Here is a 25,399-nt window from a genome sequence, read left to right as displayed (position 1 = left end):
CGCGGTCAGACCGACGCGGACTCCATCAGACGACACAGCGTCTCGCGGTGGAAACGGGCGTCGCCGGACAGCAGCGCGCCGCAGCGTGCGCGCCGCAGGTACAGGTGCAGGTCGTGCTCCCAGGTGAAGCCGATGCCGCCGTGGAGCTGCAGTGCTTCGCCCGCGATCCGGCCCGCGGCGTCTGAGGCGTATGCCTTCGCGACACTGACCGCCCGCTCGGCGTCCGCGGGGTCGGCGTCGAGCACCATCGCCGCGTGGTACGTGGCGGCGGTGCTGCCCTGTAACCAGATCCGCATGTCCGCGCATTTGTGTTTCACGGCCTGGAAGCTGCCGACCGGTCGGCCGAACTGGACCCTCTCCGTGACGTAGTCGACCGTCATCGCCAGCAGACGCTGCCCGACACCTACCAGCTCGGCGCACACCAGCACGGTGTGCAGGTGCATGGACCGTGTGATCGCCGCGGCCGCGTCGGCGCCGGTCGCGCCCAGCGCGGACCCGTCGATGCGGACGTGGTCGAACCGGACGTCGCAGTAACTGCGGGTCACGTCGAGGGTCTGCTGGCGCGCGATCTGCACGCCGGGGGTGTCGGTGGGCACGAGGAAACGTGCCGGTGCGCCGTCGAGTAGCGCGTCGACGACGAGGAGCTGGGCCGCGTCGGCGTCCTGGACGTTGACCTTGGTGCCGGACAGCCGGTAGCCGTCGCCCTGACGCGCCGCGACCGTGCCGATGCCCGCCGTCCCCCAGGGCCTGCCGAATTCGGCGAAAGCCCATCCCGCGATCAGCGATCCTTCGGAGATCAACTGCAGCAGTTTGGATTTGTCCTCCGCCGCAGACGTGGCGATTGCATCGGCGGCCACCGAGACCGGGATGAACGGGGTGGCGGCCAGGCCGTGTGCGAGTTCGGCGCAGACCAATGCGAGGTCGACGACCTGTTGGCCCAGCCCGCCGTCGCGTTCGGCGATCCCGAGTGCGGGCCACCCCAAATGTGTTCCATCCTTCCACAGGTCGGCATCGAAACCTTCGGTGGCGTCGACGAGTTGGCGTGCGCGCTCGACCGATGCCCGCCGCGTCAGAAGCGACCGGGTGGAGTCGATCAGGCCCCGTTGTTCGTCGGTGAGCTCGAAGTCCACGCCTGCTCCTTAGCTGAGGGGGATTGCTCGCGGGAGATACTCGAAAACCTTCCCAAACATACAGGATACTGATTAAGCTAAATTGCGCTTGGTGGATCGGATGCGGAGGGTGCTTTGCAACTCAGGCAGGACGCGGGACTCGACGAACTGCGGCAGCGTGTTCGCGACCTCGCAGCCCGTCACGCACCGCCGCGGCAGGCGCGCACCGGCGTGCGCGCGCCCGAGGCCGAGGACATCCCCGCGCTGCGGAGATGGACCGGGCTGTTGTTCGCTGAACAGTTGCTGGGCGTGAACTGGCCGGTCGAGTTCGGCGGCCTGGTCGATCCGCACCCGCTGCACGAGTCGGTGGTGCTCACCGAACTCGTTCGGGCGGGCGCACCGGGTCCGGTCGGCGGTGGCCTGCTGGCCGCCGCGGCGATCATCTCATCGGGGACCGCCGAGCAGAAGGAGTACTTCCTTCCGCGCATCCGGTCCGGCGAGCACATCTGGTGCCAGCTGTTCAGCGAACCCGACGCGGGCAGCGACCTGGCGAGCCTACGGACCAGGGCGCGGCGCGACGGCGACGAGTTCGTCGTCGACGGTCAGAAGGTGTGGACCACCAACGGCCAGCACGCCGATTGGGGATATCTGCTGGCGCGCACCGATTCCGAGGCGCCCAAGCACGCGGGTATCACCGCGTTCGCCCTCGACATGTCCACCCCGGGGGTGACCGTGCGCCCGTTGCGCGAGATCACCGGGACCTCCGACTTCAACGAGGTCTTCTTCGACGGAGTGCGGATCCCGGCCGAGCGGGTGATCGGTGAAGTGAACCGGGGCTGGGCGGTGACCACCGCCAGCCTGGCGCAGGAACGGGCGGGTGCGGGTGGCGGCGCGTCGCTGTTCGCCGCGCTGGACCGCCTGGTCCGCCTCGCCTGCGATGTCGACCGCGACGGTGTGCCCGCCATCGACTGCGACGACATCCGCCAGACGATCGGCCGCCTGGCCGCCGAAGTCCATGTCAACGCGCTGGTGTCGGCGTACGGGGAAAGCCGCGCTCTGCACGGCTCCGGTGACATCGCCGACGCCCCGGCCTCGAAGATCATGTTCAGCGAGGTCAATCTCGGCTTGCACGAGTTCGGCTTCAGTCTGCAGGGCCAGGACGGTATCCGCGTCGAAGGTGACCCCGAGGTCGCCGACGACGGCTGGTGGCAGGACGGGTTCCTGTACGCGCGCGCGTTCACGATCGCGGGCGGCACCAACGAGGTACTGCGCAACATGATCGCCGAACGCGCACTCGGTCTTCCCCGCGGTTGACCTGACCTGAACCCCACGAAGATCCGGAGGATGCAGTGCCGTTACAGGACTGGATGAAGATCATCTCGGTGGACGACCACGTCATCGAGCACCCGCAGGTGTGGCAGGACAGACTTCCGGAACGGATGCGCGCCGACGGCCCCCAGATCATCGAAACCGCTGAGGGCCATCATGTCTGGCGCTACGAAGGTCAGCTGTACCCGCAGATCGGATTGAACGCGGTGGCGGGCAAGCCGCCGTCGGAGTACGGGATGGAACCCGTGCGCTACGACCAGATGATCCCGGGCTGCTACGACCCGGTCGAGCGCGTCAAGGACATGGACATCGACGGTGTGCACGCCGCGCTGTCCTTCCCGTCGTTCCCCGGATTCGGTGGTGGGGTCTTCCACCGGGCCAAGGACAAGGACCTCGCGCTCGCGTGCGTGCGCGCCTGGAACGACTTTCAGGTCGACGAGTGGTGCGCCGCGGCGCCGGACCGGTTGATCCCGCTCGGGATCCTGCCGACCTGGGATGCGCAGCTGGCAGCCGACGAGGTGGACCGGCTCGCGCAGCTCGGCACCCGCGCGGTGTCCTTCCCGGACAGCCCGGTTCCGTTGGGGCTGCAGTCCTTTCACCACCCCAGCCACTGGGAGGTGCTCTGGGACGCGGTGGAACGCGCCGACATGCCGATCTGCCTGCACTTCGGCGCGGGCGGCTACGTCCCCGGCTTCTCGTTCGCCAACCCGAATCCGGCCGACATGGCGCCGTTCGCGGTCGCGATCGCGACGTTCTCGACGAACCTGATGTGGACCACCGCCGACCTCGTGTTCTCCGGGATGCTGCAGCGCCACCCGAACATCAAGTTCATGCTCTCCGAGGGCGGGATCGGCTGGATCCCGTACATCCTGGAACGGCTGGACTACACGTGGGAGCGGCACCGCTGGTATCAGAACATCAGCCGCACCGACCGCCCGTCCGACCTGTTCCGCAAACACATCTGGGGATGTTTCATCGACGATGTGCACGGTGTCGGGGCGCGGGACGTGATCGGTGTCGAGAACATCCTGATCGAGGTGGACTACCCGCACTCGGACTCGAACTGGCCCAACAGCCGCAAACGCATCGCCGAGAACCTGCGCGAGGTCGACGACCACGATGCGCACCGCATCGTCGAACTCAACGCCCGCGAGTTGCTCCACTTCGGCGCGGACAGATGACCGAACGCCCGGACACCGACGACTACGACCTGCTGACCTTCGGCGAAGTCGCGGCCCGGCTCTCCGAACGCGTCGCCGAGGAGCAGGAGTTGCTCGCACAGGCGCGCCGCGACGACGACGCCGCCCGCATCGAGGCGTGCGAGCAGAGGATCGAGGTGCTGCGTGCGAGCGTGGAGCGGTACGGGCGGGAACAGCGCACGGGTGAGGTGTTCCGGCGCCGCTTCGGCGCGATACCGGTACAGCCGCCCGCCGACCGCCCCACCTGGCAGTAACAGTTCGGGTCCGAGCGGGAAGTTCGACGATGACGCGGCACGAAGCGACACAGCGGCACGAGGCGGTGATCTCACCAGTCGGTGAGATCACGCAGTGGACGCGCGGCTACGTCGACCGCCACCCCCGCGCGGCGCTGGAAACCGTGGGAAGCCAATGCCTGCTGGGACTGCGTGCGTTGCGCTACCTGATCGTCGACATCGCCGCGGGACGCTTCCCGTTCCGCGAGTTCGTCCAGCAGGCCGCTTTCATGGCCTCGACGGCCATGCTGCCGACGATGTGCGTGGCGATCCCGATCGGGGTCACGCTGCAGATCCAGTTCGCGCTGCTCGCCGGTCAGGTCGGCGCCACCTCACTGGCGGGGGCGGCCAGCGGAATGGCCGTGATCCGGCAGGGCGCACCGCTGGTGGCCGCGCTGCTGATGGCCTCGGCGGTCGGGTCGGCGATCTGCGCAGACCTGGGTTCGCGCACCATCCGCGACGAGGTGGATGCCCTTGAGGTGATGGGCATCTCGGCGATCCGGCGGCTGGTGGTACCGCGGCTGGCCGCCGCCGTCGTCGTCGGCGTCTCGCTGACCGGGCTGGTGTGCTTCATCGGATTCCTGGCCGGCTACCTGTTCAACACGTTCGCCCAGGACGGCGCACCGGGCAGCTTCGTCAGCACCTTCGCGTCGTTTGCGACCGTCGGCGATCTGGTGCTGACGCTGATCAAGGCTGTCGTGTTCGCCGCGATCGTGGTGATCGTGGCCTGCGACAAGGGCCTGACCACCCAGGGCGGACCGGCCGGGGTGGCCAACTCCGTGAACGCGACCGTGGTCGCGTCCATCGTGCTGCTGATGATCACCAACGTGGTGTTCACCCAGATGTATGTGCTGCTGTTCCCGAAGGCGGCGCTGTAGATGGCCGCGCCGTACTATCCGCGCGGGGTGCGCCCGGTCGTGGTGGCCGGCCGCTCGGTGGCCGACGTCGGAATCCGCCTGGGCCACATGGCGACGTTCTTCACCAGGGCGGTGGCCGGGATCCCGGTGACCCTGACCCGCTACCGCAAGGCCTTCCTGACCATCCTGTCGGACGTCACCTGGGGCAACGGCTCGGTGGTGGTCGGGGGCGGCACCGCGTGGGTAATCATCCTGCTCGGCGCCACCGCGGGCGCGATCGTCGGCATCGAGGGGTATCAGGCGCTGCACCTGCTCGGCATGGAGCCGGCCGCCGGCCTGTTGTCCTCGACGGTGTCCACCAGGGAGCTCGCACCGATCATGGCGGCGCTCGCGTTCGCCGCTCAGGCCGGGTGCCGGTTCACCGCACAACTGGGTTCGATGCGCATCTCCGAAGAGATCGATGCGATGGAATCGCTTGCCATCCGGCCGCTTCCGTATCTGGTCACCACGCGGCTGCTGGCCTCGGCGGTCGCGATCGTGCCGCTCTATGTGCTGTGCCTGGTCGTCAACTATGTCGCCGTGCAGACCATCGTCACCCTCGCAGGCGGCTTGTCGGCGGGATCGTTCGAACACTACTTCCGCCTCGTGTTGTCCGGATCGGACATCGCGTACTCGGTGGTCAAGGCCGTGGTGTTCGTGATCATCACCTCGACGATCCAGTGCTACTACGGGTATTTCGCCAGCGGTGGTCCGCAGGGTGTCGGCGTGGCCGCGGGCCGCGCGATGCGCGCCAGCATCTCGGTGATGATCATCGCCAATCTTTTCCTGACGATCGGGCTGTGGGGCATCGGTTCCGGCGCAAGGCTCGGTGGCTGAGATGCAGCCGTTCGAATCCGCCACCCGCGCCGTCTCCGACGGGCGACTGCTGCTGCGCGGCATCGCGGTGCTGGCTGTGGCCGTACTCGCCGCCGGGCTCGCGATCGCGAAATCCGAGGGGGCGTTCTCCCGTCACGTCGAGGTCGTCGCGCTGCTGAGCAACGTCGGCGACGGCCTGCCGAAGGGTTCGGACGTCAAGTTCCGGGGTGCGCTCGTCGGCACCGTCGCCGAGGTCAGCCCGGCAACAGGCGCCGAACCCCACACCATCGAACTCACCATCGAACCGGCTTTCGCCCAACGGATTCCGGGGACCGTCACCGCCCGGGTGGTGCCGAGCAATGTGTTCGCGGTGTCCTCGATCCAGCTCGTCGACAACGGTCCGGCGCCCGCGCTGCGGCCCGGTGCCCGTATCGCCCAGGACGAGAGCCTGGCCACCGTGCAGTTCCAGACCGCCCTGACCAAGCTGCGCGATATCCTCGGTGCGGCGGGCAAGCCGGGCTCGGCCGACAGCATCGGCATCCTGGCCACCGTCGCGGAAGCCACCGAGGGGCGCGGGGAGGAACTGTCCGCCGCCGGTGGCGGCGCGAAACGCATCGTCGACGAACTCAACAGGTACATGGCCGGCGGTGACACCGATCCCGACGACGAACCGGCGCTACGTATCCTGTCCGACGCGCTGGACGGACTGCAGACCTCGGCACCGGATCTGCTCGACGCCGTCCACCACGCCGTCGTGCCGATGCGCACTCTCGCCGAGACCCGGTCGCAGCTGGCGGAATTCCTGTCCGCGGGTCTGTCCACGACATCGCAGATGGGGACCGCGTTCGAGAACAACACCGAACGGCTGATCGTCATCACCACGCAGATGTCCCCGGTGCTGGGGGTGATAGCCGACGGCGGAAAGGATTTCGCGTCCATCGTGACCCGGCTCAACACGGTCACCAACCGCTTCTTCGACCACGTGTGGGACGAGCAGAAGAACATCGGCACCGGAAAGTTCATGCTGGTCTTCACCCCGAACCGGATGTATACCCGGGCCGACTGCCCCCGCTACGGCGACCTGGAGGGGCCGAGCTGCCACACCGCGCCGATCTCGGCCGACCCGCCGGCCCTGCCGCAGTCGCTGCACCCGCGCAACTTTCCCCTCGCCCCGCAGATGGCAGGCGGCAACGTGGGTTCGGTCGGAAGCCCGCAGGAGCGCGCACAACTGGCCGAAATCCTCGGCCCCGGCACCAACGCCGCGTCCGAGCTGCTTCTCGGTCCGGTCGCGCGGGGTAACACTGTTCAGGTCGTCCCAGACCCGGGTTCCGGGCCGCTGCTTCCGGCGGAAACGGGGCAGCGACCATGATGAGTCATCGTCGGGCGCTGGCCGTGCTGTGCGTGTTCGTCGCGGTGTGCGTCGCGCTGATCTGGACCGTTTTCGTCACCTTGCAACGCAACATGCACGGTGAGACCCACTCGTACAGTGCGGTGTTCACCGACGTCACGGGACTCAAAGTCGGTGACGAGGTCCGGATGGCCGGGGTACGGGTCGGCCGGGTCGACGCCATCGGGCTGGGTGGCGCCGACGGCGCGCAGGCCACCGTCGGCTTCCAGGTGGACGCCGGACAGGTCCTCTACGGCGACACCAAGGCCTCGATCGTTTACCAGAACATCATCGGCCAGCGCTATCTCGGGCTTTCGCTGGAAGACTTCGGTGACCCGTCGGTGCTGCCCGCCGGTGCGGTCATCCCCGTCGAGCGCACCGAGCCGTCCTTCGACATCTCCAGCCTGCTCAACGGTTTCGAACCGCTGTTCGCACTGCTGGACCCGCATCAGGTGGACAACCTGACCACCGCCGTGGTCAGGGCCATGCAGGGCGACGCCGGGGCGGTCACCACGTTGATCTCGGAAACCACCCGATTGGTGGAGTCCTACTCCGGAACCGACCGGATCCTCGACGGGGTACTGACCAACCTGAACTCGGTGCTGGAATCGCTGGCCGAACGCGACCACGACCTGGAGGCGACTATTGCGTCGTCGACGGCGGTCTTCGACGGATTCGCCGCGCGGCGTGCCGAGTTCATCGACTCGATGGACCAGGTGTCCATCGTCGGCGAGCGTTTGGCGAACGTTGTCACCGATGTGCAACCGGACCTCGACGAGTGGATGCGCCGCGAACCGGGATTCGCCCGGCACTTCGTCGAGAACAAGCAGGGTTTCGCCTACCTGGGGTTCAACATGCCGCTTGCGCTCAAAGGGCTGTCCCGGATGAGCCAGACGGGTTCCTACCTCGACATCTACGCGTGCAACATCACCGTGACCCAGTTTCCCCGCATCGACAGCCTGCTGTACGCGATCCTGTCCAACGGCACCCCCGGCGGGGTGCCTCGCAACAGCCCGAAGTGTCGGTGAGGCCGGCGATGGACAAACTGGTCAGGGCCGTGAATCCGGCAGAACCGCACGGCAAACTGCGTCTCGGGGTGCTGACAGTGCTGGTGATCGCCGTCGTTCTCGCCACGGCGCTCGGGCTCGGGAAACTAGGTGTCGGGCGCACCACCTACCGCGCCGATTTCCTCCAGGCGGCCGGTCTGTCGCCGGGGGACCAGGTCACCGTCGCCGGGGTGCGGGTGGGTGCAGTGCGGACGATGCGCCTCGACGGTGACCGGGTCGTGGTGACCATGGACATCGACAACGCGGTGCGACTCGGGGAGGACACCAGGGCCGCGATCAAACTCACCACGCTGCTCGGGGCGCGGTACGTCGACGTGCAGCCCGCGGGCGGTGGTGAGCTCGACGACCGCCGGATCCCGTTGGCACACACCGAGGTCCCGTACGATCTACAGACCGCCCTGCAGGACGCGACCACCACCTTCGAGGCGGTGGACGCCCGCAAGATCGCCGAGTCCATGACCACCATGGCGGATCAGTTGCGCGGCGCGCCGGAGATCCTGCCGCGCGCTCTGGGCAACATCGAGGACGTCTCCGCGGTGATAACCGCTCGGCGCGACCAGATCTCGGACATGCTCACCGCCAGCAAGAAGGTCACGGAACTGCTGGGCCGCCAGCAGAGCAGCCTCGGCCTGCTGATCACCCGCGGCCACGACGTGCTCGGCGAACTCGCCGCGCGGCGGCAACTGATCGTGCGGATGATCGACGCCACCACCGCGCTGGTCGATCAACTGCGGCCGATCCTCGTCGACGATCGCGCGCAGATCGACGACCTGTTGACCAACCTGGACCGGATGCTGTCGGCAGTCGGGGACAACGACGCGCTGCTGCGCAGCACGTTGCAGATGATGCCGGTGCCACTGCGCAACTTCACCAACGCCACCGGAAACGGCAACGAGTTCGACTTCACCTCGTCCGGCGGGACGATGATCGACAGCTACATGTGCGCGATCAGCGGCCGCGCCGAGCAGTTCAACCTGCCCACATACTTCGAGGACTGCCGATGAGCGCCCGCGTCGTGAAAGGGGTCGCGGTACTCGCGATGGCGGTGGGGGCCTGCGGCTGCTCCGGCGCTCCGATCGGCGGGCCGGCCGCTGCCGACATGACCATCATCGCCCAGTTCGACAATGCCAACGGGCTCTACGAGGGCAACGCGGTGTCGGTGCTGGGCATGCCGGTCGGCAGGGTCGAGAAGATCGTTCCCAACGGGGCGTACGTCGAGGTCACGATGACGGTCGAGGCGGGGGTTCAGATCCCCGCCGACGCGCAGGCCGTCACGGTGTCGACGTCGATCCTGACCGACCGCCACGTCGAGTTCACCCCGCCCTACACCGGCGGACCCGCGCTGGAGAACAACGACCACCTCGGTCTGGCGCGCACCCGCACGCCGGTCGAATTCGACCGGGTGCTGGCGATGATCGACAAACTCGCCGTGGAACTGCAGGGCGACGGCCGCGGCGGTGGCCCGGTCGCCGACCTGCTGGCGGTCAGCGCGGCGACGACCGGAGGCAACGGTCCCGAGATCCGTTCCGCGCTCGGGGAGCTGTCCACCGCGCTGAAGATGGGCCAGGCGCGCGGCGCACCGACCGGGGATGCGATCACCGCGATCGTGACGAATCTGGACCGGCTGACCGCCGCGGCCGCCGAGAACGACGAGACGATACGGCAGTTCGGCGCCGCGCTGCGTCAGCTCAGCGCGGTGCTGGCCGCCGAGCGGCTCGGCAGCGGAAGTACCGGCGCGCAACTCAACCAGATCCTCACCGAGACCACCGATCTGCTCGAGGCAAACCGTGAAACGCTCGCATCCTTCGCCGGCAACACCGAGACCGTGACGAAGGCGGTCGCCGACTACCGCCGCGAGATGGCGGAGGTGTTCAACCTGATGCCGCTGCTGATGGACAACGTCTACAACATGATCGACCACGAGAAGGATGCGATCCGTGCTCACCCGACCCTCGACAAGGTCGAGATGGACGGGCAGATGACCAAGGAGCTGTGCAACCTGCTCGGCATGCGCCAACTCGGCTGCACCACCGGTACCGTCGCTGACTTCGGACCCGATTTCGGGCTCACCAGCATGCTCGAGGGATTAGCGGGGCTGGGCCCGTGACGGGGCGGACAGGTGGGCTGCGTCGCGCAACAATCCTCGCCCTCACAGCGTGTGTGTGCTGGCTGGCGACCGGGTGTTCGGTGGGGCTGGACCGGATTCCGCTGCCCGCACCGTCGGTCGGCGAGCAGACGTACTCGATCCGCGCGACGTTCGCCAACGCGTTGAACCTGCCCGCCAAGGCCAAGGTGCGGCTGTCCGGAGCCGATGTCGGCGAGGTCGCGTCGATGACGGCGGAGAACTACACCGCCGTCGTCACCCTCGACATCGACGCGGCGGTGGCGATCCCCGTGGGCACGAAGGCCGAACTGCGTTCGGCCACCCCACTGGGCGACGTCTTCGTCTCACTGGTCCCTCCCGCGACGCCCAGCGGTGCGGTGATGAAACCCGGTGACGCGATAACCCTGGATGTCACCGCATCCGCGACCACGGTCGAGGAATTGCTGTCGACGGCGGCGCTGTTGGTCAACGGCGGCGCCGTCCGCAACCTGACCAAGGTGGTGAACGGAATGGGCAGGGCGCTCGACGGTAAGGGTGAGGATCTCGATCACTTGGTCGACGAGTCCACCCGGTTGATCCAGGACCTGTCGGCGCGCTCGGCCGCGGTGAAAGAGGCGCTGACCCAGACCGACGAGCTGGCCGCGACCATCGCCGCGCGGCAGCAGTCGATCGACGACGCGGTCGCCGCCGCGAACCCGGCGCTGGGCACGCTCGCCGACAACACCGACCGCATCGTCGACCTCATCGCCCAGATCAACCGGATCACCCTGCAGCTGGCCAAGTTCCCGTCGGTCCGGGGAGAGCAGTCGCGCAGTATGGTCGGCGACCTCAACCGGTTGTCTGCGGCGCTCGATGCCGCCGCGAATGCGCCGGGCGCGTCACTGGCCAACTTCAACACGATCTTCGGGCCGATGTTGAAGGTGACCAATGCTACTGCGGCGCACGTGAACATCGACCTCGCCGATCTCGCCGTCGGTGCGTTCGCCGACCCGTATCACCCAGCCGATCCCGGCAGTCATGCTCCGACCCGCGAGGACTTCCGCAACATGGTCGGCAGCATCAGCTACGTGATGCTCAAGGTGCGGGACAAGTTCTGGGGCGCCCCCACACCGCCGCCGGGGCTGGTGCCCCCTCCGGAGCTGATCGGGCCCAGGCCCGATGCGCTGACCCCCGCGCCGGCGCCCCCGCCGTCGAACATCCCGGGCGGTCGATGATGACCTCCCCGGCACACACCCTCGCCCGGCCGCTGGTCGACGCCGTTCGCGCGCTGCGCAGCCATCGACTCGGGCTGTCGGCCTGCGCGCTGGCGCTGATGCTCGTGCTCGGGGTGACCTACCTGATCTTCGGCACGCTGCGGGTCGACCCGACGCGGTCCGCCAGCGTGGTCCGCGTGCACCTCGCCGAAACCGGCGGGCTGCTCACCGGGCAGGACGTCACACTGCGCGGGGTACCGATCGGGCGCGTGCGCTCCGTCGAGCTCACCGACGGCGGCACCGTCGCGGTCGCGGAACTGCACCCCGGCGCGGAGGTTCCCACCGACAGCACCGCGCGGGTGTCGGCACTGTCTCCGGCCGGTGAGCAGTACCTCGATTTCCGGTCCGATACCGCCGCCGGACCTTATCTCGCCGATGGCGACGAAATCGCAAGCGCCAGAACGCAGACACCGGTTACGCTGGCACGACTGCTGGGCAATTTGGACGGGACGCTGAGCCAGGTCGACCCGGCCGAACTGTCTGCGGTGCTCGACGAACTCAAGGTCGGTCCTCAGGGCGCGCAGAAGCTCGCCGCGATCCTCGACGGCGGTGCGTTCCTGGTGTCGACGCTGGACTCGGTACTGCCGCAGACGGTGCGGCTGCTCAACAACAGCAGGTTCGTACTGTCGACCGTGCGCGACGTCAGTCCAGGGCTGGCGGCCACCTCGGAGAACCTGTCCACGGTGCTGACCGGTGTCCAGCGCATGGACGGCGGGTATCGCACGATGCTCGACCGCGGGCCCGACGCGATGGCCGGTATCGACAACCTCATCGCGGACAACTCCGAAACCATGGTCGCGTTGCTGGGCAACCTGACCACCGTCTCCCAGGTGGGCTACGAGCGGATGCCCGCGCTGCAGGAGTTCTTCTTCCCCAGCACCGGCCGCGGTTCGGCACTGGACGCGGTGGGGTCGACCTTCCGCGACGGCGGCGTGTGGGGCGCGGTCAGCCTCTACCAACGGTATTCGTGCGACTACAACCTGCCCCACGCGCCCCCGACGGTCGCCGACTTCCCGGAACCGTACCTGTACACCTACTGCCCGAACCCGGACCCGAAGTATCTGGTGCGAGGGGCCCGCAACGCGCCGAGGCCGCCCGGGGATGACACCGCGGGACCGCCGCCCGGTGTGAATCCGCTGCAGCGCGCGGACCCGACACCGTTGGGTCCGTATACGATTCCGCGGCCGTACGCGGGTCCCGTACTGCCGTTGCCGCCGCCGCCGAGCGGACCGTGACCTGCAAAGGAGGGACGCGATGACCGACGTCGACAGGGTGGGCCGGCGTGGCAGGCCGTGGCTCGTCGTGGCGCTGAGCGCGGTGGCGATCGCCGCCGTGACCACGGCCGGACTGCTGGGGTGGGAGGTCCGCGGCCAGCGGTCGGTGGCCGACGCCGAGCAGCAGGCGATGGCCGCCGCGCAGCAGTATGCGGTGATCCTGACCCGCGTCGACGCGGCCACTTTGGATGCGAACTTCGCTGCCGTGCTCGACGGCGCGACCGGGGAGTTCAAGGACATGTACAGCCAGTCCAGTTCCCATCTACGGCAAGCCCTGGTCGACAATGACGCGAAAGCCGACGGCACGGTGATCGCGGCGGGCGTCAGGTCAGCCACCGTAGACACAGTCGAGGTGATGCTGTTCGTGGACCAGACGGTGACCAACGCGTCGAACCCGCAGCCGCGGCTGGACCGCAACCGCATCGTCATTACGATGCAGAGGATCGACGGGAGATGGCTGGCCGGTGACGTCGAAATACTCTGAGATGCTTCGGTATACGTTGACTGCGGCGGTGCTCGCCGTGGCTCTGACCGGGTTGGCCCTGACCGGGTTGGCCGTGCCCGCCGCGCAGGCCGCCCCGGCCACGACGAACGGTGTCGAGTACACGGTCGTGCCCGCCCGCCTCAGCGGTGTGAGCCCGCACGGGGCGCTGGGGGAGTGGACCGTTGACTACGAGAAGCTTGCCGGTGGAGACCCGCACGTCACCGTCGCCGTGAACCGGATCCTCGACGACGAGGCGAACGGGCAGGTGTGGCTGCACGCCGCCAGCGCCAGCAAGACCTCCCCGTGGACCTTCAGAACTCAGGGCCGATTGCTGTTCCGGCCCATCACGATCGCGGCGTTGTTCGTCGGGCACTACGACGCGGTGAACCTGCCCAACATGCCCTACGACACCGTCGCGACCCGGGTCTTCGACTCGCGAAGCGGAATCCAGATCGTGTGGGACAACCTGTTCGTCGACCGCACCGCGGGGCTGGCGCGGCTGTCCGAGATGACCAAACAGCTGCTGCCCGCGGCTTACCCGGACCCGCCGGTCGGCGGCTGGGTTGAGTACACCCACGCGATGGCACCGATCGGGGTCAACTTCAAGCACTGGATCCCGACCGCCGAGGGCATCGAACTACATTTCCCCGAAGGGCAATTCGGTCGTGAGCGGCGTTCGGTCACCGTGCCGTGGGCGGCCGTGCGCGACCTGATCGCACCGGTGTTCCTGCCGATCGCCGAGTGAACCGTCAGGTAGACGTCAGGTACCGAGAGGGACGTCCTCCGCGCCGCCAGGGTTGCAGCCGGCGTTGAGCATCATGGTGTTGGGAACCACGGTGCGCCACGGCTCCAGGTTCCAGGTACCGACCTTGCCCGGGTTGGTGAACGTGGACAGCTGCCAGTAGCAGAGGAACTGCTTCTGCATGCTCAGCGTGTTCGCCTCCGGTGCGTGCTGGAGCAACTCGGCCCATGCGTCGTAACTCTGCGCACCGTTGGTGAACACCCCCGACGCCGACCAGCCCCACGGGGTCGGGTAGATCCGCAGCGTGGAACGCTCACCGTGCTGTTCCCACACCACGTGGTCGATGTACTGCGGCGAGCCCGGCGAGCCCGGCGGGCGCACGGGCGCCGGATCTGCGTGCCCCGGCGCGGCACCAGCCACCGACACCAGCACCGCGGCGACGGCACCCAGGCACGCTATTTCACGGGCCACTGCAATGCCTTGTGCTGCAGATACTCCGAGAGACCGTACTCACCGAACTCCCGGCCGATGCCGCTGAACTTGTAGCCGCCGAACGGAGCGGCAGGGTTCAACCCGCCTCCGCCGCCGTTGATCACCACCATCCCGGTGCGAAGCCGGTGCGCCACACCCGCGGCGCGCTGCGGATCTGCCGACCAGACGCCGCCGCCGAGACCGTAGCGGCTGTCGTTGGCGATCCGGACCGCGTCGTCGTCGTCGCGGAACGGGATCACCACTCCGACCGGTCCGAAGAACTCCTCCTGCGCGATCCGCATCGAGTTGTCGACACCGACGAACAGCGTCGGCTCCAGGAAGAATCCGCGGTCGAGGTGGGCGGGCCGCTTCCCGCCGAACGCGATCTGCGCGCCTTCCTCGACACCCGTGGCGATCAACGACTCCACCCGCCGGCGCTGCACATCGCGGATCAGCGGGCCCATCATCGTGGCGGGATCCGACGGATCGCCGACACTGATGAAGCCGAGCGTGCCGACGATGCGGGCGACGAGATCGTCGTGCAGGGACTCGTGCACCAGAATGCGCGTGAGCAATGCGCAACCTTGTCCGGCATGTGTGATGATGCCCGCCAGAACGCCTTCCAGCACTGCGTCGAGGTTCGCGTCGTCGAGGATGATGTTGGCCGATTTGCCGCCGAGCTCGAGGACCACCTTCTTCATCGACTCCGCACCCTGTGCGTACACCTTGCACCCGACCGCATCCGAGCCGGTGAAACTGATCAGGTCCACCCCGGGGTGGCGGGTGAGCCGCTCGCCGGCCGCGACGTCTCCGGTGACGATGTTCAAGGTGCCCGGCGGCAGCCCTGCCGCCTCGGCGATCTCGCCGAGCACCAGCGCCTCCAGCGGGGTGTACGGCGAGGACTTCAGCACCGCGGTGCAGCCCGCGGCCAGTGCCGGTGCGAGCTTTGCGAGGTTCAGCAGGAATGGGAAGTTGAATGCGGTGATCAGCGCGGCGACTCCGTACGGCTCGCGGGACACGATGCCCTGCCCGATGCCCTGGCCGATGATCGGTGGCACCGGCGCCTGGAACGGGAACTGCGGCAGCACCCGCTCCACCATGTCGACGAAATGGTCGATCGGGGTGCCCACCTGCAGGAAATCGGCGAGCATCCGGGTCGAGCCCGCTTCGGCGATGTTCAGCTCGACCAGTTCGGCCCGCCTGCGGGTCAATTCGTCGGCCATCGCGCCGAGGATCTTCGCCCGCTCAGCGGGTTTCATCGTCGGCCACGGTCCGTCGTCGAACGCCCGCCGGGCCGCCCCCACCGCCGCGTCGATGTCGGCCGGGGTGGCCTCGGGTACCTCGGCGATGACGTCCTCGGTCGCCGGGTTGAGCACCGGGACGGTGGTCGTGCCCTGCCCTTCGGTCCAGGCGCCGTCGATGTAGAGGCCTCGCGTTGCCAGCGGTGTCGACGTCATCGAATCCTCCTGTGTGCTCTCAATGAGTAAGATGAGTTAGGTCTTTCGCGCCGTCGGGCGCGGCCTGCGGGACGACGACGGGTGGTCAGATGGACGCGATCAATCGCCGCGGGAGTGCCGGCAAGCTGGTGCGGGCACCCAAGACCGCCGAGCTGATCGCCGACCAACTGCGCGCGAAGATCGTTCGCGGGGTGCTCAAGAAGGGCGATGCGCTGCCCACCGAGCAGGAGCTCGTCAAGCAGTTCGGGGTGTCGCGACCCACACTGCGTGAGGCGTTCCGCATCCTGGAGAGCGAGTCGCTGATCGTGGTGCGCCGCGGATCGCGCGGCGGTGTGCTGGTGGCGGCTCCCGAAACATCGGTTGCCGCACGCAGTTTCGGTTTGCTGTTGCAGATGTCGGGCACCACCCTCGCCGACGTGTACGAGGCGCGCAAGGTGTTCGAGCCCGCGGCGGCCGAAATGCTGACCCGCCGCGCGACCGCCGACGACATCGCGGCCCTCAAGGCCGCGCTGGCCGAACTGGCCGAGTTGGTGAACTCCGGCGCCGCGAACGCCGACTTCGACGAATGGTCGACCGCCGTGTTCCGGTTCCACGACCTGATCCTGGAGCGCGGCGGAAACAACACCGTTGCGCTCGTGGGCGCCGTGCTGCGCGACGTGGTGACGCGGCACATGGCCCGCGCGGTGGCGTCGTCCACCGACCCCGACGGCATCGTCAAACAGTTCAGGCGCACCCTGCGGGCCTTCACCAAATTCACCGCACTGGTCGAGGACGGTAAAGCCGTCGAGGCGCGCGAACTGTGGGAGGCGCACATGGACTGGGCCGGCCGCAGCATGCTGTGGGGCCGGCTCGGCACCGAGTCGGTGATCGACCTGTTCGTCTGAGGCGGGGGTCATCCCAGGGCGCCGCCGTCGCGCAATTCGCTGATCCTGTCCCAACTCAGGCCGCTCTCGAGCAGCACCTCCTCGGTGTGCTGACCGAGCTCCGGTGCCGGTCCGGCAGGCACCCCCGGCGCTCCGTCGAACTGGTACGGCGGTGCCACCAGCCGGAAGTCGCGGCCGTCCGCGCCGGTGACGGTCGGCAGATAGCCGTTGTCGGCGGCTTGCTCGCTGGCGAGCACCTCGTCGAACGTCGCGGCAGCCGACCACACCCCGGAGAAGCCGGACAGCACCCGGCGCCAGTAGTCGAGCGGGCGGGAACCGAACGCCGCGTCGAGCTCGGCGATGCAGGTCTCCCGGTTGACGTAGCGGGACAGCGAATCCGCGAAGCGGGCGTCCTCGGCGAGCTCGGGGCGCCCGATCAGCTCACACAGCTCGGCCCAGAACCGATCCGCCTGCAGGCACACCAGATTCAGCCACCGGTCGTCGGAGGTGCGGTAGGTGTTGACGATCGGGTTCGGTGCGTCTGAGCGGTCCATCCGCGGCAGCTCACCGCTGCCCGCCGCGGTCGCGGCCAGATCGGGGCCCATCACCCACATGCCGGTGTTGAGCAGGGAGACGTCGACGACGCTGCCCTCGCCGGTGCGTTCACGCCGGAACAACGCCATCCCGACCGCGCCGGCGATCGCGCTGGAGCCCTGCAGATCGAAGAACGCGGCCGGCTGCGCGGCCGGGGCGACGGCGCCGGGCGGGGTCAGCTTGTGCAGGATGCCCGCTGCCGACCACGCGGCCGCGGAGTCGAAGCCGCCCACGTCGGTCATCGCACCCGCACTGCCCCAACCGCTGCCGCGGACGTAGATCACCGACGGGTTGTGGGCGCGCACATCCTCGACGTCGATGCCGAGTTTGGCCCGCACCTTCGGCAGGTAACTGGTCAGGAACACGTCGGCGGACGTGACGAGCTGCATCAGGGTCGCGACCCCGTCCGGGGATTGCAGGTCCAGGGTGATGCTGCGCTTACCGCGATTCGGTACGTGCAGGAACGGATTGGGTGCGTTGTCGTCGGCGTTGAGCGCGTTGCGCAGCGCCCGCTGCGGGTCGCCGGTGGGAGGTTCGACCTTGATGACGTCGGCACCCAGGTCGGCCATGATCGCGCCGGCGCCCGGGACGAACGTCCACGAGGCGACCTCGATGACCCGAACTCCGTCGAATGGTCCGGTCACAGTGCCTCCTGATCTGTGGTACTCACCGCAGCGCCTGCAGGGCGTCCCGCATCCGGGCGAAATGTCCGGGGTGCCAGATGTCCTGGTCCTCACCCCAACCGATGCGGTCGGCGAACTCCCACCGCATCAAAGCCGTGCTGCCGCCGTCGTGTTCGCTGATGTGGCTGACCGAATAGCCCTCGGCGGTCATCGTCCGTCCGGTCAGGTCGGTCAGATGCACTTCCATCTGCGCGCTCCAGCCGGTGGCGGGGTCGCGGAAGTTCTTCATCACGCTGGCTGATTTGTTCAGGCGCTCGAATCGCCCGTCGCGCAGAAGCCAGCCGTGGTTCAGCGGTGACCAGCCGTCGGCGTCGCCGTCGGCCACCCGGGCGAAGGCCAGGAATCCGGTGTCGGCGTCGGCGTGGCCGAAGATGTACTGAATGCGCCCGCGGCCGCGTTCACGCTCGATCTGGCGCCACTTCGGGCCGCCGGGATGGCGCACCCGGGATGCGTCCGTGGTGTTCGCGGGGCGGGTGCCTGCCGGACGAGGCGCGCCGCGCGGCGCCCATGACCGGTCGCGGATCGAGTAGCAGTCGATCGCGAGGCGTTCCCCGGCCAGCGTGAGGGTTCCGGTCACATGGCCCAACTGGTCGAGGTGGGTGTGTTCCATGAACGGTGGTTCGCCGGGGGTGTAGCGGCGCGGGTCGTGCACACCTCGGAAGTCCAGTTCGATCGCGAAATCGGCATCGGGGTCGGCGTATTCGATCCGGTAGTCACGTAGCGGCCTGAGCATTCGGACGCTGAACCCGCCCCCCGGTGCGGTGATGTCACGCAGGTCGGCGGTGCTCGCGTCGAAGGGCACCTCGGTTTCCATCCGGTGGTAGCGCAGTTCGCCGGGCCGTGCGCCGCGGGGATCCCAGACGTACACCCGCCATGTCGCGGTGCCGCGGTTGGTGTGGAAAGCAGCGTGCAGCCAGCAGCCGATTCCGCGTTCGGGGATGTTGAACGACCACCAGGTGGTCTCGGTCCAGTACTGGTCGTCGGGTGGGCCGGGGTGGAAGCAGTCGTCCCGCGGCGTGAACGGGGTGTCCGCGGTGACCGGGCCTGCCATGACGCGATCCTAACGTAAAGGCTACTTATTTAGCTGATAGTTGCGCCGATCGTCCCGGGACCTGCCTGCCGAGCGCGCGCGTCTGCCCGGCGACACTCCGTGTCGGGCCGGGCAAGACCGCGCGCTCGCCGCCGCCGAGGGCCGCCGTAAGGTACGGATCCGGGACAACCAACGGAAAGGCGGCCATGAACATCGACGGAATCTCCACACTGGTGACGGGCGCGTCGTCGGGGTTGGGACGGGCCACCGCGGAACTGCTGGTGGACAAGGGTGCGTCGGTGGTGCTCGTCGACCTGCCGAGCTCCGACGGCGCCCGGGTGGCCGACGAACTCGGCTCGGCCGCAACGTTCGTCGGCGCGGACGTGACCGACACCGAATCGTTCGAAGCCGCGCTCGACGCCGCCGTCGAACGCGGACCGCTGCGCGCGGTGGTGCACTGTGCCGGCCGCGGGGGAGACCGGCTGCGCATCCTGGACAAGGACCGGCGTCCGGCCGATCCGGACAGCTTCGCGGAAGTGTTGCGGGTCAACCTGATCGGTACATACAACGTGCTGCGGTTGGCCGCGGCGCGGATGGCCGAAAACGAACTGCGCGACGGCGACCGAGGCGCGGTCGTGATGACAGCCTCGGTTGCGGCGTTCGACGGCCAGATCGGGCAGACCGCCTACACCGCGTCCAAGGCCGGCGTGCACGGGATCACCCTGGTGGCCGCCCGCGATCTCGCGTCGTACCAGATCCGGGTCAACACCATCGCGCCCGGTACGTTCGACACCGCGATGCTGGCCCGGCTGCGCGACGACATCCGTGAGGGTCTGGCGGCTTCCATCCCGCACCCGAGCCGCCTCGGGGATGCCGCCGACTACGCCCATATGGCGGTCAGCCTGATCGAGAACCGGTACGTCAACGGTGAGACGATCCGCCTCGACGGCGCGTTGCGGATGGCGCCGCGCTGACGGTCGCGGACCGCGAGCGTGCGTTGGGTGCACACGGGTAGCGGCGTGTTGCCGTTCAGACACGCGCGCTCGCGGGGCCGAGGCAACACCCCTCACACGTTGCGGCCGGCCTCCGTCCAATAGGACTGGCGGATATCGCGTTTGAGCAGCTTACCGGTCTCGGTGCGGGGGAGGGCGGCGTCGAAGTCCACCGAGCGGGGGCACTTGAACCCGGCCAGCCGCTCGCGGCAGTACGCGACGATCTCGTCGGCCAGCTCGTCCGACGGGGTCGCGCCGTCGACGAGTTCGACCACCGCCTTGACCTGCTCACCCCACTCGGGGTCGGGGATGCCGATGACGGCCGCGTCGGCGATCGCCGGGTGGCTGGAGAGCACGCCCTCGACCTCGGCGGGGTAGATGTTGACCCCACCGCTGATGATCATGTCCTTGGCGCGGTCGCAGATGAACAGATAACCGTCGTCGTCGAGATAGCCGACGTCGCCGATGGTGAACGCGGCGCCGCGGTGTACCGACGCGGTGAGTTCGGCGTCGTCGCGGTACTCGAACCGCTGGCCGTCGGTGCGCTCGATGTAGACGTTGCCGACCGTGCCCGCGGGCACCTCCACGCCGTCGTCATCGAGGATCTTCACCCGCACCCCGCGCACCGGGCGGCCCACGGTGCCCGGTTTCTCCAGCCAGCGATGCGGTTTGGCGATGGTGGCCGCACCCTCGGTGCCGCCGTAGGTCTCCCAGATCACCGGGCCCCACCACGCCAGCATCTCCTTCTTGACCTGCATCGGGCACGGCGCTGCCGAGTGCACCACCGAATGCAGGGTGGACACGTCGTAGCGCTCCCGCACGGCCGCGGGCAGTTTCAGCATGCGCACGAACTGCGTCGGCACCATGTAGGCCGTCGTCACGCGGTGGCGTTCGATCGCGGCCAGTGTCTGCTCGGCGTCGAACTTGCCGAGGATCGCCAGCGGCTGCCCGACGTGCAGTGCCCCGAGATAGAAGGTCTGACAGCCGGCGTGATGCATCCCGGTCGAGACCAGGTGGGCACCGTCGAACGGGCGAAAGTCGAAGGCGCGCCCGAAGATCGCGAGTGCGTTGGCGGCCACCGACGGGTCGCGGCCGTCGAGCGGACGGACGATGCCCTTCGGTTTGCCGGTGGTGCCCGACGAGTACCGTATCGCGTCGCCCTGGCTGCGGTGCGGCGGCGGTGTCGACGCAGACCCCGCGAGGAACTCGTCTTCGGTGACGAAGCCCGGTGGCAGGGATGTGCACGGTCCCACGGCGATCCGCAGTGCGGCACCCGCCGGCGGCGACGGAAACCGGTCCAGGTAGTCGGCGTGGCTGACCAGCGTGACAGCGCCGGAGTGGTCGAGGATCGCGGCGAACTCGTCGGTCGACAGCGCGGTGTTCAGTGTCAGATGGCGCAGCCCGATCTCGGTGGTGGCCAGCTGCCAGATCACCGTGTCGACGCCGTTGGGCAGCGCGTAGGCCACCACGTCCCCGTCCTGTAAGCCGCGACTGCGCAACGCATTCGCGACCCGGTGCGCGGCCGCGGCCAGCTCGCCGAACGTCAGGGTGCGTCCGTCGGGCGACGCCACGATCGCCGGGGCGTCGGGATGGTCTTCGGCGATCCACCACACCCCGAGGCGGCGGTCCCACGGATGCTGCATCTGCTCTCCTGCGCGTCGTCGAATGAGATAGAACAGTATCCTCAATTGTCGGCGCGGAAAAGCCCAGTGCCGTCCGGCGCAGACGGTCAGGGGCCGGTCGCGGCCATGTGCGCCCGCATCCGCATCACCGCGAGCTCGGTGTCCCCGGCCAGCAGCGCGTCGGCGATTCCTTCGTGCGCGGGGCCGACCGTGGCCGTCAGCCCCTCCGAGAACGCCGCGACCTGCGGGTCGTCGGCGGCGACCTCGGTGAAGAACTGCCAGCCCACCCGCATCGTGACACTGTGCACGAGCTGCAGTGCCCGGTTGTCGGTGAGCCCGGCGAGCACGGAGTGGAAGTCGGTGCCGTGCCCGAACGCCAGCGCCATGCCCTCTTCGGTCTCGGCCCGCAGCGCCTGTTCGACGGCGGCGGCGTCGTGCTCGCCCGCGCGCAACCGGGCAGCGGCGCGCTCGACGACCGCGAGCTCCAGTCCGGTCCGCAGCTCACCGAGGTGGGCGGGGGTAACGCCGCGACGACGCAGGTAGATCACGATGATGTCGACGAGCGCCGAGATGTCGGGTTCGGTGACGAACAGTCCGCCGCCCGGTCCGCGGCGGGTGACCGCGATCTGGTGGTACTCCAGGATTCTGGTGGCCTCCCGGACGACGGCGCGGCTGGCCCGGTACTTCGACATCAACGTCGCCTCCGAGCCGACGAAGCTGCCGGGTTCGGCGCCGGACCGCACGATCTCGGTGAAGATCTGGCGGGCAAGGGCTTCCCCGCGTTTGTCGTCCAATGTTCCCGCCAGGGCGACCGCGGGATCGAGATGCTGGACCGTCGCGGGCTGGCGGGAGATGAACTCCGCTTCGGCGCGCAGGTGCCGTCGCATGCGTTCGCGCGCCAGACCGGCGTTGTTGGTCATGATCGCCTTGGCGATGCTGTCATGGGCGCGGCCGACCTCCCGGTCGAACTCCTTCGGCAGCGCGGCCGCGTCGTTGAAGTGGAAATTCGCGACACGGGTGAAGGTTTCGACGAACAGCTCCAGGATCGGATTGGCGGTCAGTTCGGCGAGCTGGATGTGCAGTAGCCGGAAGTTGGAGATGGTGCCCGCCGATTCGCGCGCCAGGGTCTCGCGGATGGCGGCGATCCCGGTCTCGCCGACCCGCTGCGAGGCGACCTCGGCGACCAGTTCCTCGAGCACGATCCTGGTGTCGAAGATCTCGTCGAGTGTGGCCCCGACCCTCAGCAGGTAGATCACGGCCGGGCCGATCACCGCATCGACGTCGGGTTCGTCGATGACCAGCCCCCCGCCGGTGCCGCGGCGCATCCGGGCCACCCGCTGATGCTCGACGAGGCGGATCGCTTCGCGCAGCACCGCGCGGCTGACGCCGTAGCGGGCCAGCAGCTCGCTCTCGGAACCGAGCACCTGCCCGACCGGCCAGCCCAGTTCGATCACGTCGGCGATGATCTGCTCGGCGGCGCGGCCTGCGAGTTTGGCTCGGCGCGAATCGACGCGTGGCGCGATGGCCTCTGGGTTCACCGCGTCACCGGTAGACCGGCGGGCCGTTGCGGCGCGGTGTGCTGCGTCGCTCCGCCAGCGGCGGATTGCCGATGTGGGTGTAGGCCATCCCGTTCTGCAGCGCAGTGGACCGGGTCATGTCCAAAGACTCCCATATCGCGCGGATCGTGCCCTGGATGGCCACGGTGTTGCGTTCGGCGATCGATTCGGCGATCGCCTGTGCACGGTCCCACAACTGTTCGCGCTCGACGACCTCGGACACCAGCCCGATGCGCAGCGCGGTCTGCGCCGAGATGCGCTCTTCGGTACCCATCAGCGCCCACCGCAGCACCTCGCCCAGGGGTACGCCGCGGTGCAGCATCCCGATCGGCTCCAGCGCCGACACGATCGATGCGTTCGCGTGCGGATCGAAGAACGCCGCGTCGTCGGAGCAGATGATGATGTCGGACTCGTTGAGCAGGTACTGGGCGCCGCCGGCGGCCAACCCGTGCACCGCGGTGACCACGGGCTTCCAGCAGCGGTGGTGCACCTTGGGGGAGACGACCATGCCCGGATCGAAGGTGTTCCACACGTTCGGCCGGAAGAACCAGCTTCCGTCGCCCTTGACGTCGACCCCGGTGCAGAACGCGCGGTCCCCGGCAGCGCGCAGCACCGCGACGTGGATCTCGTCGGTGTCCCGGACGGTCTGCCACGCCCACGCCAGTTCGGCCGCCATCCGGCCCGAGATCGCGTTCAATGCGTCCGGGCGGTTCAGCGTGATGGTCGCGACGTGCCGGTCGTCGACTCCGAACGCGATGTCCTGCAGGCGGACTGCCCCGCCGTCGTCCGTGTCGAGATTTCCGGCGAGGTTTCCCGAAGTGCTAGCGAGAATCATAGAAATCAGTGTACTAATAAAGCGGACTTGGAATGGACTAAAGAGGAAGTCGACATGTGCCGTCTCGACCGACACGCTCCGGGGCGTGAACCGGGCGTGAGGATCGATGGGAGCCGCGATGTCCAAAGCCATTGAGGCGCTGCAGCGGACGAACCTCGGCACCAGGCAGATGCTCGACGATCCGTACGCGCGATTCGCCGAGTTGCGGGCCGACCAACCGGTGTCGTGGGCGACGGCCAAAGGCCTGCTCCAGGGCAATGGTGGCTATCTGCTCACCCGCCACGACGACGTGATGTTCATTCACAGCGACGACAGGTTCTCCACCGATGTCGTGAAGCATTCGCCGGCGGGCAAGTTCATCCTGCTCCTGCCGCCGAGCCTGCGGATGCTCGCCCAGACCATGGTGTTCAAGGACGATCCGGACCACAAACGGCTGCGCACGCTGGTGCACAAGGCGTTCACCCCGAAGCTCGTCTCGACGATGGCCGCCGACATCACCAAGATCGCCGAGCAACTCGCCGACGAACTCGCCGCCACCGGCGAGGCCGACCTGGTGCACGCCTACGCCGTGAAGCTCCCGCTGACCGTGATCGCGACCATGCTCGGGGTCGCCGACTCCGACCGGGACACGTTCCACGTGCTGGTCGAGCGGATGGGCAACCAGCAGAACAACATGGCCCGCCAGTACCTGACCGCGCGCAAACTCGGCAAGCTGTTCGAGGAACTGATCGAGGACAGCCGGCTGCATCCCGACGAAGGCCTGATCTCCGAGTTGGTTCGCGCCAACGACGGCGGTGACCGGCTCAGCCACCGCGAGCTGGTGTCGATGGTGTTCCTGCTGCTGCTTGCCGGTCACGACACCACCGCGAACCTGATCGGTAGCAGCGTGCTCACGCTGATCGAGCACCCCGACCAGCTCGATCTGCTGCGGGCGCGACCGGAGCTGCTGGAATCCACCGCGATCGAGGAGCTGCTGCGGTTCACCTCCCCGGTCGCCGACGGGGCGGCCCGCTTCGCCCTCGAAGACCTGGAGATCCGCGGCGTCCCGATCCCGCGCGGCTCGCAGCTGCTCGGCTCGATCACCTCGGCCAACCGCGACGAGGCCGTCTTCGACGATCCCGACGCACTGGATCTGACCCGGAAACCGAACCGGCACTTGGCGTTCGCATTCGGCATCCACTATTGCCTGGGCCACCAGCTGGCCCGCCTGGAGGGCCGGATCGCCCTGCAGACGCTGCTGGAGCGGTTCCCGAACTGGGAGCTGGCCGCACCCAGGGAGTCCCTGCGCTACAAGCCCACCATCTCGCTGCGCGGGCTTACCAGACTGCCGACCCGGATGTACTGACGACAGGGAAGTTGCGACG

At 68.3% G+C, this 25,399-nt stretch carries 24 protein-coding genes; 16 read left to right on the top strand and 8 right to left on the bottom strand.

Annotated features, from left to right (window positions below):
* Window positions 1-5: 5 nt before the first annotated feature.
* Entirely contained in the window at window positions 6-1,130 is a 1,125-nt protein-coding gene (locus NTM_RS26480; protein WP_104863704.1) for an acyl-CoA dehydrogenase family protein, read from the bottom strand.
* 114 nt (window positions 1,131-1,244) lie between these two features.
* On the opposite strand from NTM_RS26480, the gene NTM_RS26475 reads away from it, so the two are divergent.
* The 13 genes from NTM_RS26475 to NTM_RS26415 are packed head-to-tail and all read left to right on the top strand — an operon-like array spanning window position 1,245 to window position 13,935.
* Window positions 1,245-2,423 carry an acyl-CoA dehydrogenase family protein gene (locus NTM_RS26475; protein ID WP_104863705.1) on the top strand — a complete coding sequence of 393 codons (1,179 nt, stop codon included), beginning with the start codon at window positions 1,245-1,247 and terminating at the stop codon, window positions 2,421-2,423.
* A 35-nt stretch (window positions 2,424-2,458) separates the two neighbouring features.
* Complete coding sequence (locus NTM_RS26470; RefSeq protein ID WP_163769083.1) at window positions 2,459-3,619, top strand: amidohydrolase family protein; 1,161 nt, start codon at window positions 2,459-2,461, stop codon at window positions 3,617-3,619.
* Window positions 3,616-3,891 (top strand): acyl-CoA synthase, encoded by a 276-nt coding sequence (locus tag NTM_RS26465; RefSeq protein WP_104863707.1) that lies wholly within the window; start codon window positions 3,616-3,618, stop codon window positions 3,889-3,891. Before NTM_RS26470 ends, NTM_RS26465 begins: the two co-directional genes overlap by 4 nt.
* Before the next feature lie 29 nt (window positions 3,892-3,920).
* Window positions 3,921-4,787, top strand: a complete 867-nt coding sequence (locus tag NTM_RS26460) for an MlaE family ABC transporter permease (protein WP_104863708.1) — start codon at window positions 3,921-3,923, stop codon at window positions 4,785-4,787.
* On the top strand, window positions 4,788-5,642 hold the full coding sequence (locus NTM_RS26455) for an ABC transporter permease (RefSeq protein WP_104863709.1): 855 nt from the start codon (window positions 4,788-4,790) through the stop codon (window positions 5,640-5,642).
* A 1-nt stretch (window position 5,643) separates the two neighbouring features.
* Window positions 5,644-6,990: an MlaD family protein gene (locus NTM_RS26450; protein WP_104863710.1), complete on the top strand. Its 1,347-nt coding sequence runs from the start codon at window positions 5,644-5,646 to the stop codon at window positions 6,988-6,990.
* Entirely contained in the window at window positions 6,987-8,036 is a 1,050-nt protein-coding gene (locus NTM_RS26445; protein ID WP_337781401.1) for an MlaD family protein, read from the top strand. The genes NTM_RS26450 and NTM_RS26445 overlap by 4 nt, the downstream gene beginning before the upstream one ends.
* 8 nt (window positions 8,037-8,044) lie before the next feature.
* Window positions 8,045-9,079 carry an MCE family protein gene (locus NTM_RS26440; protein WP_104863712.1) on the top strand — a complete coding sequence of 345 codons (1,035 nt, stop codon included), beginning with the start codon at window positions 8,045-8,047 and terminating at the stop codon, window positions 9,077-9,079.
* Window positions 9,076-10,182 carry an MCE family protein gene (locus tag NTM_RS26435; RefSeq protein WP_163769082.1) on the top strand — a complete coding sequence of 369 codons (1,107 nt, stop codon included), beginning with the start codon at window positions 9,076-9,078 and terminating at the stop codon, window positions 10,180-10,182. Before NTM_RS26440 ends, NTM_RS26435 begins: the two co-directional genes overlap by 4 nt.
* Window positions 10,179-11,393, top strand: a complete 1,215-nt coding sequence (locus tag NTM_RS26430) for an MCE family protein (RefSeq protein ID WP_337781400.1) — start codon at window positions 10,179-10,181, stop codon at window positions 11,391-11,393. The genes NTM_RS26435 and NTM_RS26430 overlap by 4 nt, the downstream gene beginning before the upstream one ends.
* Window positions 11,393-12,667 (top strand): MlaD family protein, encoded by a 1,275-nt coding sequence (locus NTM_RS26425; RefSeq protein WP_163769081.1) that lies wholly within the window; start codon window positions 11,393-11,395, stop codon window positions 12,665-12,667. The genes NTM_RS26430 and NTM_RS26425 overlap by 1 nt, the downstream gene beginning before the upstream one ends.
* A 19-nt stretch (window positions 12,668-12,686) precedes the next feature.
* Complete coding sequence (locus tag NTM_RS26420; protein WP_179964009.1) at window positions 12,687-13,190, top strand: Rv1363c family protein; 504 nt, start codon at window positions 12,687-12,689, stop codon at window positions 13,188-13,190.
* A gap of 28 nt (window positions 13,191-13,218) precedes the next feature.
* Window positions 13,219-13,935 (top strand): RsiV family protein, encoded by a 717-nt coding sequence (locus NTM_RS26415; protein WP_232079848.1) that lies wholly within the window; start codon window positions 13,219-13,221, stop codon window positions 13,933-13,935.
* A gap of 15 nt (window positions 13,936-13,950) precedes the next feature.
* Here NTM_RS26415 and NTM_RS26410 read toward each other — a convergent pair whose 3' ends face one another.
* Window positions 13,951-14,403, bottom strand: coding sequence for a DUF2599 domain-containing protein (locus NTM_RS26410; RefSeq protein ID WP_163769080.1), 453 nt, complete (start codon window positions 14,401-14,403; stop codon window positions 13,951-13,953).
* On the bottom strand, window positions 14,388-15,860 hold the full coding sequence (locus tag NTM_RS26405; RefSeq protein ID WP_104863717.1) for an aldehyde dehydrogenase family protein: 1,473 nt from the start codon (window positions 15,858-15,860) through the stop codon (window positions 14,388-14,390). The genes NTM_RS26410 and NTM_RS26405 overlap by 16 nt, the downstream gene beginning before the upstream one ends.
* 89 nt (window positions 15,861-15,949) lie before the next feature.
* Between NTM_RS26405 and NTM_RS26400 the strand changes: the two genes are divergently transcribed.
* Entirely contained in the window at window positions 15,950-16,744 is a 795-nt protein-coding gene (locus NTM_RS26400) for a FadR/GntR family transcriptional regulator (protein WP_163769079.1), read from the top strand.
* A gap of 8 nt (window positions 16,745-16,752) precedes the next feature.
* Here the strand turns inward: NTM_RS26400 and NTM_RS26395 are convergent, their stop codons facing one another.
* Both NTM_RS26395 and NTM_RS26390 read right to left on the bottom strand, forming a co-directional pair.
* A complete protein-coding gene (locus tag NTM_RS26395) occupies window positions 16,753-17,961 on the bottom strand; it encodes a CaiB/BaiF CoA transferase family protein (protein ID WP_163769078.1) in 1,209 nt (402 codons plus the stop codon).
* 22 nt (window positions 17,962-17,983) lie between these two features.
* Complete coding sequence (locus NTM_RS26390) at window positions 17,984-19,051, bottom strand: DUF7064 domain-containing protein (protein ID WP_163769077.1); 1,068 nt, start codon at window positions 19,049-19,051, stop codon at window positions 17,984-17,986.
* Window positions 19,052-19,236: 185 nt separating this feature from the next.
* Between NTM_RS26390 and NTM_RS26385 the strand changes: the two genes are divergently transcribed.
* Complete coding sequence (locus tag NTM_RS26385) at window positions 19,237-20,004, top strand: SDR family NAD(P)-dependent oxidoreductase (protein WP_163769076.1); 768 nt, start codon at window positions 19,237-19,239, stop codon at window positions 20,002-20,004.
* A 92-nt stretch (window positions 20,005-20,096) separates the two neighbouring features.
* Here the strand turns inward: NTM_RS26385 and NTM_RS26380 are convergent, their stop codons facing one another.
* The 3 genes from NTM_RS26380 to NTM_RS26370 all read right to left on the bottom strand — a co-directional run bounded on the left by NTM_RS26380 (window position 20,097) and on the right by NTM_RS26370 (window position 24,035).
* On the bottom strand, window positions 20,097-21,665 hold the full coding sequence (locus NTM_RS26380; protein WP_163769075.1) for an AMP-binding protein: 1,569 nt from the start codon (window positions 21,663-21,665) through the stop codon (window positions 20,097-20,099).
* Between the two features lie 86 nt (window positions 21,666-21,751).
* Entirely contained in the window at window positions 21,752-23,182 is a 1,431-nt protein-coding gene (locus NTM_RS26375; protein WP_104863723.1) for a FadR/GntR family transcriptional regulator, read from the bottom strand.
* Between the two features lie 4 nt (window positions 23,183-23,186).
* Window positions 23,187-24,035, bottom strand: coding sequence for an enoyl-CoA hydratase/isomerase family protein (locus NTM_RS26370; protein ID WP_163769074.1), 849 nt, complete (start codon window positions 24,033-24,035; stop codon window positions 23,187-23,189).
* A 118-nt stretch (window positions 24,036-24,153) separates the two neighbouring features.
* Here NTM_RS26370 and NTM_RS26365 point away from each other — a divergent pair, with 118 nt between their 5' ends.
* Window positions 24,154-25,380 (top strand): cytochrome P450 family protein, encoded by a 1,227-nt coding sequence (locus NTM_RS26365; protein ID WP_104863725.1) that lies wholly within the window; start codon window positions 24,154-24,156, stop codon window positions 25,378-25,380.
* Window positions 25,381-25,399 lie beyond the last annotated feature (19 nt).

Source organism: Mycolicibacterium parafortuitum, assembly GCF_010725485.1.
Classification (GTDB): Bacteria; Actinomycetota; Actinomycetes; order Mycobacteriales; family Mycobacteriaceae; genus Mycobacterium.
The sequence above is the reverse complement of the archived record's forward strand: the minus strand, read 5'-3'. Positions and strand labels throughout refer to the sequence as shown.